Here is a 17,201-nt window from a genome sequence, read left to right on the forward strand (position 1 = left end):
TATTAAAAAGGTTCAATTACTTAATGAGGTGAAGGACAGATGGATTTAACAGAAGTAAAGCAAGAATTGTCAACAATGGCTAAGCGATTAGCGGACTTTAGGGGGTCTCTTTGACTTAGAAGCCAAAGAGACTCGAATGAGCGAATTGGATGAACGCATGGCTGAACCGGAGTTTTGGAATGATCAAGATACGGCGCAGCAAATCATCAATGAATCGAATGCGTTGAAAGAAATGGTTGTGACGTATAAAGAGTTACAAGAGAAATACGATGATCTTGAAGTGACGTATGAGCTAGCGAAAGAAGAAGGGGACGACTCATTTATGGATGAGTTGGACGAAGGCGTTACAAGTTTAGCGAAAGCGCTAAATGAGTACGAACTTCAGTTGTTGTTAAGCGAGCCTTATGATAAAAATAATGCGATTTTAGAGTTACACCCTGGGGCAGGTGGTACTGAGTCACAAGACTGGGCTTCGATGCTGCTTCGTATGTACACGCGCTGGGCGGAGAAAAAAGGCTTCAAAGTCGAAACGCTCGATTACTTACCTGGGGACGAAGCGGGAGTTAAAAGTGTCACGCTGCTCATTAAAGGGCATAATGCGTACGGCTATTTGAAAGCGGAAAAAGGCGTTCATCGTCTTGTTCGTATTTCACCGTTTGATTCTTCAGGCAGACGCCATACGTCATTCGTATCGTGTGAAGTCATGCCGGAGCTGGATGACAATGTAGAAATTGATGTGTCACCGGAAGAGTTGAAGATCGATACGTATCGTGCAAGTGGAGCGGGTGGACAGCATATTAATACGACCGATTCAGCTGTCCGTATTACACACGTTCCGACGAATACAGTAGTGACATGCCAAACCGAACGTTCGCAAATTAAAAACCGTGAGCGTGCCATGAAAATGCTTATGGCGAAGCTCTATCAATTAAAAATTGAAGAGCAACAAGCTGAGCTTGCAGAAATCCGTGGTGAACAAAAGGACATCGGCTGGGGTAGTCAAATTCGTTCGTACGTGTTCCACCCGTATAGCTTAGTCAAAGACCACCGTACGAATTTTGAAATTGGAAACACAAACGCCGTCATGGACGGCGATCTCGACGGTTTCATCGACTCCTATCTGCGTTCGATGATGTAATTTAAATGGTACGTTTTAAATGGTACGTGGCACCTTTAGTCCGATAAAGGTGCCACGTACCATTTTTTATTATTATATTCGACATTTATTTGTAGAAATAGGGAAAAACTTGTCGATTTACTGTACCGTTAATAGTAAAATATGTATGAGTCGATAGGCTTATAGGGCAACAAGGTTTATTAAAAATGGGAGTAATGATTACATAGACAATTAAATTACCAAATTCGGATAGAGAATAAGCGGCAGGGGGCTAAAACGGTATGCGGTTAATTACGATAGATAGATGCCAACCGGGAGTGAAATTAGGGAAGACCATACGCCATGACAACGGTAATATCCTGTTACGACAAGGAACGGAGCTAACTCCAAATCTATTAGCAAGCTTAAAAAAATATAATATTTTTACTATATACATAGAAGATGACGACTCAGAAGGCATTGATGTGATTGAGTCCATCCCTGAAGAGTTAAGGATGGAAGCTGTACACGTCATAACGGATGGGTTAAATGCTCTTGCTGACTTTAACGGAAAACCATCGATTACACAAAACATGATAAAGACAGGAAGGGCGCTTCGGAGTTTTCAAAAAGTTTTTAAAGAGATATTAAGTTGCTTATCCGAAAACCGAGTGGCTTTAAACTTACTTGCAACGACAAAAGTTCACGATCACTATTTGTATACTCACAGCGTCAATGTAGCCATTTATTCCTGTCAGTTAGCGATTGCAAATGGGATGCCGATCAAGAACATTGAAGAAATTGGTCTAGGTGCATTACTTCATGACTTAGGAAAGATGTACATCCCGCTTGAAGTCATTAATAAGCCTGACAAACTAACGAAAGAGGAATATGACCAAGTGAAGGCGCATTGTGAATTAGGTTTTGAGATTTTAAGAAAAGTATATGAAATTCCTATTCCTGTCTCGCATTGTGCACTGCAGCACCATGAAAGAATGGATGGTCGTGGCTATCCTCGAGGTTTGAAGGGAGAAGAAATTCATAGATACGCCAAAATCATGAGTGTTGCTGATGTCTTTGATGCACTCACGAGTCACCGGGTCTACCGGCCGGCGATGTTACCACACCGGGCATTAGAAATCTTGTATGCCGGTAGCGGAACACAGTTTGATACCCACCAGGTGAAACTATTTAAAGATTCAGTTGCGATTTACCCGCAAGGACTAACGGTTACATTAAATGACGGTCGCACAGGCATTGTCTGTAATTATGATTTTAAGTCAGCGGGACGGCCTGTCGTGCGAATTATTAGAGATGAAGAGCAGCAAAAAGTAACCCCGTATGAAGTAGATTTATCTGCTAGAGCCAACCTCTGCCTCGAAGTAGTAGAAGCAGAAGCACTGCTCTAACTTTTAATGTTGGTTGCCATTACGGTGGTATTACGGTGCCAGGCACCGTTTTTTTATCCTCTTTTTATCCCCATTTTGTCTCCTCTTTTTTTATAACTTCCCATTCTCAAATCTTCTTTTTTTCCTTTTTGAAAATTTTTTTCTTCTTTTGCAACCTTTTAGGGTTGAGGTGGCACTATTGTATAGATACCCTTAGAGAGAGTAGTTGGAACGATGCTGGAAATGGGAGAGGTCACATGGACGAATTAGTGCGGCGTTTGAAGGATAAGGAGGAGGAAGGGCTGCAGGAGCTTATGCAGTTGTATGGGGATTACTTTTTTAGGGTGGCCCTTCTTCTACTGAAAGATCGCTATGAAGCAGAAGAGGTCGTGCAAGATTTATTTGTTACGGCCTATGAAAAAATTAATACGCTGCTTGATGCCAATAAATTAAAAAGCTGGATGACATCGATTACGATTAACCTTTGTCGCCGGCGACTCAGAAGATGGAGCTTTCGCCATATTTTCCTGCGAAAGCGGGACGAAGAGGACGTTGATGCGGTTGATTTTACCTCCGCTGAGGATATTGTCCTTCAAATCGAAGGAGACGAAGAGTTAGTTAACCATCTGAAAGCGCTAGACTATCAATATCGGGAAGTGCTAACGCTCTACTATTATTTAAGTTACTCAGTGTCCGAGATTAGCGAATTGCTTGATATGAAAGAAAACACAGTGAAAAGCAATCTGTTTCGTGGAAGAAAGTTATTAAAAGAACGGTTGGAGCGTGAAATGTATGAACGATAATCGTCAACATATAAAACAAAAGTTGCAACAACAATTAGAAGAACACACTTTTCAAAAAACAGAAGCTGTCCTCAAACGAACCCACCCGAAAACGTGGGGTGAACGACTGAACAGATGGTTGAATCATGAAGTTGATATACCATTAGTACCTGCCTCAGCAACGGTTTGTGCGCTGCTGTTGGTCATAACGTTACCCTTCGTCTCTCTTAACCAAGAAACCGAACACAAGGGCGAGCTGGTTGATATGAAAGGAAGCATCTACTGGAGTGAAATGATCGAGGAGAGGTTGGGAGAAAAATGACGAAGGTACGGATGAAAAGAAAGCATTTACTTTTTGGTAGTGTAGGCTTTATCGGTTTATTTTTACTTATCATTTTTTTAATAATACCTTTAGTCAACGAATACCAAGTAAACCGAATGCTGCAAGAAAATAAGCCGCAAGCGGGTGCAGAAATCATCGAGCTCATTGAAAACGCGACTACCACCTCAAGAAAACTAGATCTTATCAACAAATATATCGTCTCTTCGTGGCCTAGAGGAAACGATCATCCAATTTATATTAGTCCTAGTCTTTCAATGGGGGAGGGAACGGAAGCGTATTGGAGCGGATTTACCCTCGATGAAATTGCACCGTACCTCGCTTTTTATATTGAAAATAGCAAACAATACAACTGGGATTACGGAAGTGCGGTGAACGAATATGCTCACTATATTCGAAAAACAGAAGGAGCCCAGGCAGCGATTGCGTTTTTACTTGAAAAGGAAAGCGAATGGAAGAACCATGCTTCGTACTATTTTAATGAAGAATTCATGTTGACGCGTGCCCAGTTTCTTTTAGAGGACGGCGCTTCCCAACAAGCCATAGATCTTCTTTTACAAATCAAAAAGGAGGAGAGAGAGCGACTAGCAGAGCATGATCTAACGTATGAACCTTCAGAATCGTGGACGAAGCTCTATGTAGAAGCCCTGCTTCGTGACAAGCGGTTAGCTGAAGCCTATGAGGTTATCGAAGAATGGGAAGAGAATTTTGCGTTACAAAGGTCAACATTCGAAGAGGATTATCAATACTATGATGAGAATGACTACCCGCTCATTGGGATAAAAAAACGAATTGAGCAGATTCAGGCGGATGGCGGGGAGAAGAAGGACTTTGGAACGGTAGAAGGCCAAATTAAAAGAACGGACGGAAACCCTCTTAAAAATGTGTACGTTTATTTACGAGATTCTTCGAATGTTCATCGTAGTGCTCATGTTGAGATGGACTACTATGTCACGCAAACGGATGAGAATGGGTATTATCATTTTCAGGATGTCGTGCCGAACAGCTATCAAGTAGGCTTAGGTCTCCAATTTCATCATGTGGACGGCTATTCATGGGCTGCGGATATGTATGATTGGTTAAATGTCGATTACGGTACGGAACTAACGTATGATATTACATTTCGCCCATTAATGGATGTCGTTCAGCCGGTGAACAATGTCGCGATTGTAGAGGACGAGATGACGTTTGAGTGGGTGCCTATAGAAGAAGCTGAAACGTACGAAGTATTAATCTTCGTTCCGATGAAAAATGGCGGGATTACGTTTACAGCGTGGGCAGGGATCAAAGAGACGGCGATTACAGTCCCTATTCATGAGCTTTGGTACTTAGAGTCATCAGGTTCGTATTCTATAGACGAGGATGGAAATGTTATTTTAGAGCCAGAAACACTATTAGGGCTTGCTAATCCCGAAGGACAATTTTCTTGGTCCGTACGGGCACTCGATGAAACTGGGATGGAAGTTGGAAGAAGTGCGGGGCACCGGTTAAAGGATGAAACGGTCGGTGATATTCCGTTTTTCCAAGTGAAGGCTCGAGAGTTAACAGCCGCTGATCGGTTGCTTTTGAAAGAACGATTGGATGAGGCTTTAGCGGCTTATCAAAGAGATTTGGAGGCCAACCCGAATGACGTTCACTCGTTAAAAATGATCACTGAAATCATAGCCCACAAAGACCGAGGACGTGATCATCGAATTGAGAATGAGCAGTATTATACGTACATGGAACAGTTAGCGGATTTGACAGGCCATCCGGATTATTACTTTAAGCTCGTGGAAAACGCGTATAGAGAAAAAGATTGGGAAGCTTACGATCTGTGGTTTGGAAAGTATGAACAGGCTTTTTCCGCCCAAAAAGGTCATCACTATTTCTGGAATTATAATAATTACTTCCACGCGAGGGCTTTAATGGAGCGTGGGCTGTGGGAAGAAGCGAGAGAATGGCAGTATAAAGCGTTACAGAATGACCGCTCCAATGAGGCTGTTGTTCAATTATTCGCACTAGAAATGTATTTAGGAACAGATATGGAGACCATCGTCGCATTAGCTGAAGCGCATACCGTAAAGTTCCGCGCCTATGTCGATTGGACACCGTATGTCAAAGGAGTAACGGTCGATGACCAACTAAGAAAAGCTTTAGAGGTCTATTTGAAACAGGGAGCTGAAGCGTTACAACCACTCCTGCCAGCGATCACCGATGCAAACAACCAACAATTCCTAGAACAACTCGCCAACCACCGCTAACCCAGCGGTGGTCTTCTCTTTATACGGTGCCAGGCACCTTCAACGCTTCACCGCATTGAAGGTGCCTGGCACCGCTTTTTCATCTTCACCATCTATTTCATCTCCATCTTCACCGCTTTTTTTCACCTCCCCCCCTTTTTCGTTCATTCGGATAAATTTAGCGAGTCGTGAAATGCTATATACAAAGTCAGGAATTTTACCTTTGTAAAGCGTTAATTGGCTGTTATTTACACATTTTTCATCCGGTGCTATACTATCCAACGGATTAAAATTACGGAAGGGTACCAGGCACCTTTAGTGCGTTAAAGGTGCCTGGTACCTCCTCATAGAAGTGAGTGTAGACATAATGATGATGATGATGAAAAGAAAAAGAGACAATCACCTGAATCCAAAGGTTAGTATGGTACTAGAGTATGGTCAAATTTTACTTGGCTCTGCGATTGTGGCCATTGCCTTTAACCTTTTCTTACTCCCTAATCGAATTGCTTCGGGTGGAGTTAGTGGGATTAGCACGATCGTTTATGATGTATTTGGGATTGAGCCAGCGTTTACACAATGGGCTTTTAACATTCCATTGTTTATCCTAGGTGTCCTCCTGCTCGGCGGCATGAAATACGGAGTGAAGACGTTAATTGGGACGTTATTTTTACCTTATGTCGTGTTTTTAACCAGGAATGTAGAACCAGCGACGACAGACCCGCTTCTCGCGGCGTTATTTGGCGGAATTGGAGTGGGGTTAGGATTAGGAATTGTCTTCCGTTCTGCGGCTAGTACAGGAGGAACCGACCTAGCTGCACAGATTATTAATAAATACACAGGGCTCTCACTCGGTGCTTGTGTTTTTATTCTAGACGGTCTGATCGTAACGACTTCTGCTATTGTTTTTAATATCGAACTTGCTCTTTATGCCTTAATTGCCTTATTTGTAACGGGGAAAACCATTGATTTAGTTCAAATGGGTGTGGGTTATGCAAAAGTTGCATTAATTATTTCGAATAAACAAGAAGAAGTGAGGCAAAGTATATTAAGAGATGTAGATCGAGGTGTCACGAAACTGTCTGGTTATGGCGGCTACACAAACGAAAAGCGCCCTGTTCTGATGTGTGTCGTTCATCAAACAGAAGTCACAAAATTGAAACAAATAGTGAAAAGTGCCGACCCATCTGCATTTGTTGTTGTCACCAACGCTACTGAGGTACTTGGTGAGGGTTTTAAAAACCAATAAATGAGTTATAATTACGTTGTAGGGTATAATTTCCTGCAAATATGCTAGAGTGAGGAGGTCTTTGCTTATCATGAAAAAGTTCTTAATGGCATTAACAGGGGCGTCTATTTTAGTATTAGGAGCCTGTGGCGGTGGCGGTGAAGAGGCTGCGCCAGCTGAGGAGCCGGTAGAAGAAGCACCAGCAGAAGAAGCTGGAGAAGCTGCAGAAGAAACAACAGGAGCTACATACGATGCACAAAGGGCTGAGGCAACATACCAAGCAAAATGTATGAGCTGCCACGGTGGAAATCTTGAAGGCGGAATTGGTCCAGGGTTAGCTGATGGAGCTTACACATATGATGAAATCATCCACGTGTTAGCTGAAGGTATGGGGCCAATGCAACCAGGTTTAGTTGAAGGTGAGGAAGCAGAAAACCTTGCAGCTTGGTTAGCGGAACAATAAGATCTATAAAAGCAAATAAGATAAAAGACTTCTCAGTATAGTTGAGAAGTCTTTTTCTTATGGGAATAATTCCGGAGCTATCATTCAAAATACCAATCTAAAGCGGGACTTAGACGATTAATTTTACAGTAAAAGGAAAAATACCAATCTAAAGCAGAACTTAGACGATTATTTTTACAGTAAAAGGAAAAATACCGATCTAAAGCGGAACTTAGATGATTATATTTACAGTAAAAGGAAAAATACCAATCTAAAGCAGAACTTAGACGATTATATTTACAGTAAAAGGAAAAATACCGATCTAAAGCGGAACGTAGCCCATTATTTTTACAGCAAGTGGAAATACCTAAACCTCTCTCCTCAAGAAAACCCGTTCCCCTATATAACTCCAATTCACTCATAATATGTCGATCTCCCATTTCCATTTTGTTTAAAGTGCTTGGAAAGGCTAAGTTGAATTGTTTTTTTCGAATGGATTACTTTGCACCAGTCAAATATCAAGTTAGTGGTCATTTTAATAGTAGGAAAAAGGAGTTTAAACTCTTCAACCATCCTAAAAATTGCGCTGTCAATAGGTTCTCTATAATCGCAAGAGGCGCAAATCACAAAATCATCATGGGTGTCAGAATGAGTAGATAGAGAGTTACATTTTACGCAGCAAATGCCTTTGTTCAGTTGCTCGATAGTGTAGGGAGGGTGTCTAACATAAGGGGATTCACTTAATGATATAGATAGAATTCTTTCTATAACTTTTTGTGTTTTATGATCTATAGTTGGTGTATTCTTGTTCACTTTTTCAAGAAAGCGGTGTATCTGAGAGGGAAAAATAATAGGTAAGTTTAAAGGGGCTTGATACAGATAAAAGTCGGGATTGACGAAGACTAGATGTGGTTCAACAGTGAAGTTCATCCCGTTGTCTTGGAGGAGTCGCCTTAATAAATCTTCGCTTCTTTTTAATTGGAGTAAGGGATTTTTTATTTCTTTTTTGGGGAGGGAAAACCAATTGTCGTTCTCAATTAAAAAGTCACCTACATAATTCTTTACTTCAATAAAATATACCTTTTTAGGGGCAATTAAAAGACTGTCGATCTGAAAAATAGTGCTGTTGTGCTCAAAGACAAGGTCATTTAATATTAGGGGTCCACCAGATAAATTCTTTAAAAACTCATCAAACATACACTCTCCTTGAAAGCCCTTTTCAAGATTTAAATAGTAGTTGATTTCTCTAACTGTTAAGTTCATCCGGGTGTTTAATGATCGAAATAACTTTAATTCTAATGACTCATGCCGATCTTTAACAATCATAAACCACGCTCCTTCTCGTTTATTCATTTTTAATTTTATGAAATGGTTCCAACTTTTACAAATTATATTTGCTAGAAACCTCAAAGAAAAAACCTAACCAAATCCACCCAAAAAATACCAATACCCCTCTACACATGCATTCGGCAAAGTTCGACACCAAATATAGTCCAAAAAAGTCGATCTCCTTTTTCCATAAAAACAAAAAACTCCCCAAATTCTTACACAATCTCTACTGAAATTGAAATAGAATTGTAATAAAAAGCAACCCCCATGTAAAATGAAAGGTGTTATAATATATTAGATTAGAAAAATCGACAGAAATTGAGGTTGTTGAGTACCTTTCAACAGCAATCCTCAAAGAAAAACAGATAGTAAAGTCTTCGTATTGGCGATAGACTTCTATTTTTAGGTTTTATTGTTGAAGTCAAGCGAATTCCAACTAGTGTAGGAAGTGATTGTTTTGATAGATATGAAAGATGTATGGAAGACGTATCCAAATGGCGTAAGTGCTATTAACGGAATCGATATAACGATAGGTAAAGGCGAGTTTGTATATGTTGTAGGTCCAAGTGGCGCTGGGAAATCTACTTTTATAAAAATGATGTACCGTGAAGAAAAACCGACAAAAGGTGATATCTCTATAGACGGTACAAATCTAGCAAAAGTTAAAGATCGAAATGTTCCGCTTGTTCGTCGGAAAATTGGAGTGGTTTTCCAAGACTTTAAACTACTTCCTAAGTTATCCGTCTACGAAAACGTTGCTTTTGCCTTAGAAGTAATCGAGGAAAATCCAACGACAATCAAGCAAAAGGTCATGCGAGTATTAGAGATTGTTAAGTTAAAAAATAAAGCACGTTTTCTTCCAAGTGAGCTGTCTGGTGGAGAACAGCAGCGGGTTGCCATTGCTAGAGCGATCGTGAATAACCCTAATGTTCTGATTGCGGACGAGCCTACGGGAAACCTTGATCCAGATACAGCTTGGGAAGTTATGGAAACATTAGAAGAAATCAATAATCGAGGGACGACTATCGTTATGGCCACGCATAATAAAGAGATCGTTAATACGATTAAAAAGCGTGTTATTGCCATTGAAGGTGGACGTGTTGTCCGCGATGAAATAAGGGGGAACTACGGATATGAAATTTAGAACCCTTACTCGTCACGGGAAAGAAGGTTTTAAAAATCTTGGACGAAACGGATGGATGACGTTCGCTTCAATCAGTGCGGTTACGATTATGCTTTTCTTAGTGGGGATTTTCTTATTATTAATCCTCAACATGAACCATCTCGCATCAACAGTTGAAGATGACGTGGAAATTCGAGTATATATTGAGTTAACGGCTGATGAAGAGCAGCAAGATGAATTAAGGCAACAAATTGAAAATGTACAGCATGTTGAAAGTATCGAATATGTTCACCGTGATGAAGGATTAGATCAGTTTATTGAAAGTATGGATGAAATGTCTGCAGTATTTGAAGGGCTGCGTTCAGAAAATCCATTTAATGATAAATTTGTTGTACGAGCAGATACACCACAGTTAACAGAAACGGTAGCAGCAGAAATTGAAGAGTTAGCGAACGTTGAAAGTGTTAACTTTGGAAAAGATGTTGTCGAGAGATTGTTTGTCGTTACTGATTTTATGCGGACATTCGGTCTTATCTTAGTCGCTGGTATGATGTTTACAGCGATGTTTCTAATCTCAAATACGATTAAAATGACAATCGTTGCGAGAAAGCCAGAAATTAAAATTATGAGATTAGTAGGAGCTACTAATGGCTTTATCCGTTGGCCGTTCTTTGTCGAAGGATTGCTCATTGGTATTATTGGGGCGTTAATTCCTATTATTCTACTTGTAACTGGATATTCTTATTTCTTTGAATTTATGCGTTCGAGACTGGAAGTAATGTTCTTTGAACTTGTCCCAGTGTTCCCTGCGATTTATCAAGTAGCAGGTATTCTTCTTGTGATTGGCGCGTTTATCGGTGTTTGGGGAAGTATGATGAGTGTTCGAAAGTTTTTAAAAGCCTAAAAAACAGAAGTATTTAGAACGAGGAGGAACTAGTGGATGAGGCGAAGAAGTACATTAGTCGTGTTATCATTCGTATTAGCAGTCAGTACAGTGTTTGCAGGCTTTGGACCGAACTTTGTTTGGGCGAATTCAACATTAGAAAATCGAATTTCTGATATTGAAGAGGAACGTAAAGAAAATCAAAAAGAAGCCGCGGAGCAAGAAGCTGAATTAAGAAGAGTAGAAGCAGAACAAAGAAAAATTGAAGCTGATATTAGAAAAATAGATACAGAAGTAGCTGAGACAGATAAAAAAATTAACCATAAGCAAGCAGAAGTTGAAGAAGTACGTGAGCAAATTGAGCTATTAAAAGAAGAAATCGTCATTATTGAAAAACGAATTGAAGAGCGCGATGAATTACTAAAAGATCGAGCTCGCACGATGTATCAAAATGGCGGTGGTGTGAGTTACCTTGAAGTTATTTTAGGGGCTAAAAGCTTTGGTGATTTCCTCGATCGTCTAAGCGCACTTACGATGATTGCTCAACAAGACCGTAATATTTTAGAAGCGCACTTAGAGGATCATAGATTACTAGAGGAAGCGAAAGCGGAAGTAGAAGAACAACTTGTAAAACTTGAAAATCACTTAATAGAACTTGAGCGCTTAATGGCTCACCTTGAGGAACAAAAGAAAGAAAAAGATCGCATTGTTAAACAGCTGATTGCTAAAGGTGAAGAAATTCACGGTTACCTTGGTGACCTAGAAGATGCAGATGCGATCCTAGCTCAACAAGAACGAGCGATGAAACAAGAGCTTGAGGCGTGGAAAGAAAGAGAGCGTCAGAAAGAGTTAGAACGCCAGCGTGAATTAGAGCGTCAACGTGAGCTTGAAAGACAACAACGAGAGCAACAACAGTCGCAGCAGCAACAGTCGCAACAGCAGCAACCAAGTCGCAGCAACTCATCACCATCTACGGTTGAATCTGCACCTTCAACTGGAAGCGGGACATTAATGCGTCCGGCAAATGGGCGAATTTCTTCCGGTTATGGAATGCGTATCCACCCGATAACTGGTGCGGGAAGAATGCACCATGGGCTTGATATTGCAAACAGTACAGGAACTCCAATTTATGCAGCTGAAGGCGGAACAGTCATTGCCGCTCGATATATGAATGGTTATGGAAATACGGTTATGATTTCGCATAATGTGAATGGACAAGTCTTAACAACACTTTACGCACATATGCATACCATTTCAGTGTCAAACGGTCAGCGTGTCAGTCGTGGGCAGCAAATAGGTACAATGGGTTCTACTGGGGCGTCGACAGGCCCTCACTTACACTTTGAAGTGCATAGAGGTCCTTGGAATGGTGCCAAGTCAAACTCAGTTAACCCGATAAACTATATTCAATAAATCGTTCGAAATGGACAATTTTAAAAAAAGGCGTGTAGATCTGAAATGATTTACATGTCTTTTTATCGTTTTCCCCATAATATACGATTTAAACGCCGGCGGGATATGTCCTACCGGCGTTTTGCTTTGAGATATTCTATGGCAAGCGAGTTTGTGATACTTTTGATTCGGTAAAGGGTTATAAATTATTCATGTATATAAACCTAATTAATTTACTTACTCCAAGTTAAATCATAAACTAATAATAATAGTGACAGTATTATTCTCCCTCCTACCTGAATACAAAAATAGATAAGGGGGGACGAGGTCATGTTAAGAAAGTTTGAATTCGGATCGTTTATTTTAAGAGTTGTGTTAGGCCTAATTTTCTTCATTCATGGATCGAGTAAGTTTCAAGGTGGGATGGCTCATACGGTTGGTTTCTTTGAAAGTGTAGGGCTTCCGGGGTTATTAGCTTATGTGGTTGCATCGATAGAGCTGATTGGGGGTCTTGCTCTCCTTGTCGGTATCGGGACTAGAGTTGTGTCTATTTTACTGGCTATCATTATGATGGGGGCGATTTTAACGGTAAAGCTTTCTGCAGGCTTTCAAGGTGGATATGAGTTTGACCTTGCTTTATTGGCCATGTCTATACATCTAGCAATTACGAATAAGTCCATGTATGCATTAGATAATGTCATGATTTCATATAAATTTGAGTAAGGGGTGCGGGTTGGTATGAATTTTCATCAAAAACCAAATACATTTGTAGCACAAGTTAACCTGAAGGTGGCACAGCTCCAACGGGCCATAACATTTTACAAGGAGGTACTAGGATTTCAGGTATTAAGCCAAACAGATCAAACTGCTCATTTAAGTGCTGATGGTCAAACAACCCTTGTCATGCTTGAACAAATCCAAGGAGCTATTCCGAAGACAACTCCTACCACTGGGTTGTATCACTTTGCTTTACTTTTGCCTACGCGTGCTGACTTAGCCAATATAGTCAACCACCTTCTACATAAAGGAGTTCGTTTCGCTTCATCGGATCACTTAGTTAGTGAAGCGCTGTATTTATCAGATCCAGATGGTAATGGTATTGAGATATATGCAGATCGAAATCAATCCGAATGGAATTGGAGAGGTGGAGAAGTTGAGATGACTGTTGATCCATTGGATTTTTCAGACCTCCTTGCCGAGGCAAGAGAAAAACAGTGGACAAGGCTGCCTTCTCATACAGTGATGGGGCATATTCATTTACACGTTTCCAATCTTGTGGAAGCCGAACAATTTTATCGGGAGGGATTGGGCTTCGATGTCGTTTGTCGCTACGGAGACCAAGCGCTTTTTATGTCTTCCGGAGGGTATCATCATCATATTGGATTAAATACTTGGGCGGGAGTTGGTGCCCCTTCACCTAAAGAAAAGCAGGTTGGATTAGACGCATTCTCCATACAGTTTCCGAATGAAGCTGCAAGAAATAAGGTAGTAGAACAGTTACGGCAAATGGGAGCTTTCGTGAGCCAAGAAGGCGAGTTCTACCAAACGAAAGATCCTTCAGGTAATCATATTAATTTAAACGTGGATTAGAATATTATGTTAAAGAAGGTTCACTTTATTCTTGCGTTAGATTGTAGTATAGTAGTAATAAGTAAGTAAACATAAAATGTACAGGCTAACATATACTAACAATATGAATGGTAAGGCATTGCATCTATTGGATGTAGTGCCTTTTCTGCAAGAGAGGTGGAAAGTCATGAACAATATTAGAGGAAAAACACTAGCGTTTGCTGTCGTTCTCTCACTACTAATTGGTGCAAGTGGTATGTATGTGTTTGTGAATGGCCTAGATGGTGAAGTTGGTGAGGAAAAGCACCCGGTCTTAGCTGAAACTGTTGATGCCAAACACGAAGAGCTAGATACGGTTACGAAGTTCCTAAGTGCTATGGAACTGATTAGCGAACGTTATATTCATGAAGTCGATGAGAAAGTGTTATTAGAAGGTGCCATTGAAGGAATGGTGAAGGCACTAGATGATCCGTATTCCGTTTATATGGATGAAGAAACAGCATCTCAATTTATGGAGTCGCTCGATTCACATTTCTCGGGTATTGGTGCTGAAGTCAATATGACGAACGGTCAAGTGACGATCGTATCACCGATGCGAGAGTCGCCAGCCGAAAAAGCTGGTTTAATGCCAAAAGATCGTATTGTAAAAATTGACGGCGAAAGTATTGAGGGACTGACATTATACGATGCGGTCTTACGAATTCGTGGTGAAAAAGGAACAGAAGTCGTATTAACGATTGATCGCCCTACGAGTTCGGAATTAATAGAGATTAGCGTTGAACGAGATGAGATCCCAATTGAATCCGTTCGTGTACAAACGATAGAGCATAAAGGTAAAACAGTTGGCGTTTTAGAAATTACGTCTTTTGCAAAAGATACGGCAGAACGCTTTGAAAAAGAATTAGCTGCTCTAGAGGATCAAGGCATGGATGGTTTAATCATTGATGTTCGAGGCAATCCAGGTGGGTTATTAAATGTAGCTGAAGAAATCGGTAAGCTTATCATTCCTCCAGGGGAGCCAATCGTTCAAATTCAAAATCGTGACGGTGAAAAAGTTCGATACATTTCTTCGCTGTCAGAAAAGAAAGACTATCCAATCATCGGATTAATCGACCAAGGAAGTGCTTCAGCTTCTGAAATTATTGCAGGTGCATTAAAAGAAGCTGGAAACTATGATCTTGTCGGGGAAACAACGTTTGGAAAAGGAACCGTTCAACAAGCGCTTCAATTAGGCGATGGCAGTGAAATCAAACTGTCCCTATTTAAGTGGTTAACGTCGGATGGGAACTTTATCAATGGTGAAGGTGTAGAGCCGACGGTTGAAGTATCTCAGCCTGAGTTTTTCTATTTGCCACCGTTAAATGTAAAAGAAGATCTAAAATATGATATGTTGAACGAGCAAGTACGAAACGCCCAACATATGTTAAAAGGGTTAGGGTTTGAGCCTGGCCGTACAGATGGTTATTTTAGTAAGCAAACGGAGCAAGCTGTTAGTGCTTTTCAGAATACAAACAATTTAGATGCTACTGGGGTTATTGATGAAGAAACGGCTGCCGCGATACATGAAGCGATTGTAGAGGCGATCCGTGATGAGAAAAATGACCGTCAGCTCCAAACAGCAATCGAGTTAATTATTAAACAAAGCGAATGATTTAAAGCAGGAAATTAATAGGCTGTTGTCGAAGTACATGTGTAGTAAAATAGACTATGCATGTACTTTTTCTTTATTCATCATGGGGAAGGAACTAGAGAAATGATTATGGATTGGTTGATTACATTACTTCAAGGTATTGGTTATGTCTTTTTACATCCTTTGTTTTATATCGGATTTTTTACGATGCTCCTGATTGGAGTAGCTCGGGTTAAACGCGAACGAAAAGATTTTCATACGAAAGTATACGATTTTCTAGATGAAACAGTCATTTCACTGCTTCCTGGAATTATAACGGGATTGGTCATTTCAATCGCAGTGATCGGTTTGGGTATCGTAGTTTCGATCGAGCTTCTAATCGCAATTACTGCGGTTTATTTAGTAGCAATTGCTACTACACAAGTACGGTGGATTTCTCCTGCTTTTGTCATTCCTATTATTATGTTTGGAATGCTTTTATTCGCATTTGGACCGTGGACTTTTTCAGCTCCACTTTTCGGGAACCTTACATTTGAATTCAGTGAAAGTTTACTAGTTTATACGGTTATTTTAATGGCGCTTCTTTTAATAGGAGAAGGCTTTCTTATTCGTACGAATGGGCATAAAAATACGTCACCGAAGTACTTGAAAAGCAAACGAGGAATGTTAGTCGGCGGTCATGAATCGAAGCGATTGTGGTTCGTTCCTGTTTTTCTCTTACTCCCAAATGGTGTTTTGCCGGGCGGTGATTTCTGGCCAGTATTAACGATTGGGGAGCAAGGCACGTACTCGATCATTCTCGTGCCGTTTCTAGTTGGTTTTCATCAGCTTATTAAGAGTTCAATGCCTGTTCCGTTTATTCAAAAGACCGGCAGCCGCGTTATTTTATTAGGAGTACTAGTTGGTTTGCTGAGTGCAGGGGCATATTTTTATCCGTACCTTGCGTTTGTTGCAGCGTCCTTAGCGCTAGCAGGCAGAGAAATAATTTGGATCCGTATGAGGCAACAAGATGAAAGAAAAACAGCACATTTCACCCCGCAAACGTCGGGTGTGATGGTCCTTGGGATCATTCCGCGTTCGCCGGCTGCAAAAATGCAGCTGCGTGTAGGGGAAGTCATTGTAAAAGTGAATGGTCAGAAAGTGAATGATCAACTTCAATTTTACGATGCGTTGCAAAGAAATTCAGCTTTTTGTAAGTTGGAAGTCAAGGATGAAGATGGTGAAATTCGCTTTGCGCAAACCGCACTTTACGATGGACAACACCATCAACTTGGTGCACTTTTATTGAAAGCTGAATATGAATTACAAAATTCAGTTGTGTAAGAAACGATTTTTTCGTCATCTTATAGTATCGGTTCAGTCATGAAAATGGCTGAATCGTTTTTTATCCGTTGATATCGGGTGTTATTGAAAAAACTATTGATAGATAAGAGAAGGGAGCTAGATACTTATGTTGAGTTACTTTATAGCGATTGGATTACCAGTTCTGTTAGTGGTAGTGGGAACAAGAATTACGTATAGTGTCATCGGTTCCTTGATTGTGACAATTATGATTATGGTCTTTGCGGTCCAAGTACATCAAATGAATTGGCTCGCCATGACCTTTGCCGCGGTTTCGTTTATAGCAGGGGTTCGAATTGCGCTGAATATGAAGAAGCGAAGTGGATAAAAGCTGTAGGGAGTGCGTCTCTCTTCAGTTTTTTTATGTGTGGATGTTTGGGTATAGCCTGAAAAGTCGCGAAGACACAGTTTGGACAATAAAAAAGGGGAAACGGACAAT

17 protein-coding genes are annotated in these 17,201 nt (G+C 40.6%); 15 read left to right on the plus strand and 2 right to left on the minus strand.

Annotated features, from left to right (window positions below):
* The first annotated feature begins 39 nt into the window (after positions 1-39).
* From prfB to AC2VNP_RS12425, 5 genes are all read left to right on the plus strand, one after another.
* Positions 40-1,138, plus strand: a protein-coding gene (gene prfB / locus AC2VNP_RS12405) for a peptide chain release factor 2 (protein ID WP_486917623.1) whose coding sequence is annotated in 2 segments (ribosomal slippage) — positions 40-111 and positions 113-1,138 — 1,098 coding nt in all. Because the reading frame shifts where the segments join, the coding sequence is not laid out codon by codon here.
* 260 nt (positions 1,139-1,398) lie between these two features.
* Positions 1,399-2,505, plus strand: a complete 1,107-nt coding sequence (locus tag AC2VNP_RS12410) for an HD-GYP domain-containing protein (protein ID WP_486917624.1) — start codon at positions 1,399-1,401, stop codon at positions 2,503-2,505.
* Positions 2,506-2,741: 236 nt separating this feature from the next.
* On the plus strand, positions 2,742-3,287 hold the full coding sequence (locus AC2VNP_RS12415) for an RNA polymerase sigma factor (RefSeq protein ID WP_486917625.1): 546 nt from the start codon (positions 2,742-2,744) through the stop codon (positions 3,285-3,287).
* The gene (locus AC2VNP_RS12420; protein WP_486917626.1) at positions 3,277-3,588 is read left to right on the plus strand and encodes a hypothetical protein; all 312 of its coding nucleotides are present in this window, start codon (positions 3,277-3,279) and stop codon (positions 3,586-3,588) included. The genes AC2VNP_RS12415 and AC2VNP_RS12420 overlap by 11 nt, the downstream gene beginning before the upstream one ends.
* A complete protein-coding gene (locus tag AC2VNP_RS12425) occupies positions 3,585-5,849 on the plus strand; it encodes a carboxypeptidase-like regulatory domain-containing protein (protein ID WP_486917627.1) in 2,265 nt (754 codons plus the stop codon). Before AC2VNP_RS12420 ends, AC2VNP_RS12425 begins: the two co-directional genes overlap by 4 nt.
* Positions 5,850-5,888: 39 nt before the next feature.
* On the opposite strand, the gene AC2VNP_RS12430 is transcribed toward AC2VNP_RS12425, so the two are convergent.
* Positions 5,889-6,110: a hypothetical protein gene (locus AC2VNP_RS12430; protein ID WP_486917628.1), complete on the minus strand. Its 222-nt coding sequence runs from the start codon at positions 6,108-6,110 to the stop codon at positions 5,889-5,891.
* Between the two features lie 94 nt (positions 6,111-6,204).
* Between AC2VNP_RS12430 and AC2VNP_RS12435 the strand changes: the two genes are divergently transcribed.
* Positions 6,205-7,074: a YitT family protein gene (locus AC2VNP_RS12435; protein ID WP_486917661.1), complete on the plus strand. Its 870-nt coding sequence runs from the start codon at positions 6,205-6,207 to the stop codon at positions 7,072-7,074.
* A gap of 70 nt (positions 7,075-7,144) precedes the next feature.
* Positions 7,145-7,516, plus strand: coding sequence for a c-type cytochrome (locus tag AC2VNP_RS12440; protein ID WP_486917629.1), 372 nt, complete (start codon positions 7,145-7,147; stop codon positions 7,514-7,516).
* 393 nt (positions 7,517-7,909) lie between these two features.
* Here the strand turns inward: AC2VNP_RS12440 and AC2VNP_RS12445 are convergent, their stop codons facing one another.
* Complete coding sequence (locus tag AC2VNP_RS12445; RefSeq protein ID WP_486917630.1) at positions 7,910-8,848, minus strand: nuclease-related domain-containing protein; 939 nt, start codon at positions 8,846-8,848, stop codon at positions 7,910-7,912.
* A gap of 433 nt (positions 8,849-9,281) precedes the next feature.
* Between AC2VNP_RS12445 and ftsE the strand changes: the two genes are divergently transcribed.
* From ftsE to AC2VNP_RS12485, 8 genes are all read left to right on the plus strand, one after another.
* Positions 9,282-9,968 carry a cell division ATP-binding protein FtsE gene (gene ftsE, locus AC2VNP_RS12450; protein WP_486917631.1) on the plus strand — a complete coding sequence of 229 codons (687 nt, stop codon included), beginning with the start codon at positions 9,282-9,284 and terminating at the stop codon, positions 9,966-9,968.
* Entirely contained in the window at positions 9,958-10,851 is an 894-nt protein-coding gene (ftsX, locus tag AC2VNP_RS12455; protein ID WP_486917632.1) for a permease-like cell division protein FtsX, read from the plus strand. Before ftsE ends, ftsX begins: the two co-directional genes overlap by 11 nt.
* 36 nt (positions 10,852-10,887) lie before the next feature.
* A complete protein-coding gene (locus AC2VNP_RS12460) occupies positions 10,888-12,243 on the plus strand; it encodes a murein hydrolase activator EnvC family protein (RefSeq protein WP_486917633.1) in 1,356 nt (451 codons plus the stop codon).
* Positions 12,244-12,552: 309 nt separating this feature from the next.
* Positions 12,553-12,945, plus strand: a complete 393-nt coding sequence (locus tag AC2VNP_RS12465) for a DoxX family protein (protein ID WP_486917634.1) — start codon at positions 12,553-12,555, stop codon at positions 12,943-12,945.
* Positions 12,946-12,960: 15 nt separating this feature from the next.
* Entirely contained in the window at positions 12,961-13,812 is an 852-nt protein-coding gene (locus tag AC2VNP_RS12470; protein WP_486917635.1) for a VOC family protein, read from the plus strand.
* Positions 13,813-13,978: 166 nt separating this feature from the next.
* Positions 13,979-15,442 carry a S41 family peptidase gene (locus AC2VNP_RS12475; protein ID WP_486917636.1) on the plus strand — a complete coding sequence of 488 codons (1,464 nt, stop codon included), beginning with the start codon at positions 13,979-13,981 and terminating at the stop codon, positions 15,440-15,442.
* A gap of 108 nt (positions 15,443-15,550) precedes the next feature.
* On the plus strand, positions 15,551-16,744 hold the full coding sequence (locus AC2VNP_RS12480) for a PDZ domain-containing protein (RefSeq protein ID WP_486917637.1): 1,194 nt from the start codon (positions 15,551-15,553) through the stop codon (positions 16,742-16,744).
* A 127-nt stretch (positions 16,745-16,871) separates the two neighbouring features.
* Positions 16,872-17,090 carry a DUF2198 family protein gene (locus tag AC2VNP_RS12485; protein WP_486917638.1) on the plus strand — a complete coding sequence of 73 codons (219 nt, stop codon included), beginning with the start codon at positions 16,872-16,874 and terminating at the stop codon, positions 17,088-17,090.
* The last annotated feature ends 111 nt before the right edge of the window (positions 17,091-17,201 follow it).

This window comes from Alkalihalobacterium sp. TH-98, assembly GCF_057473385.1.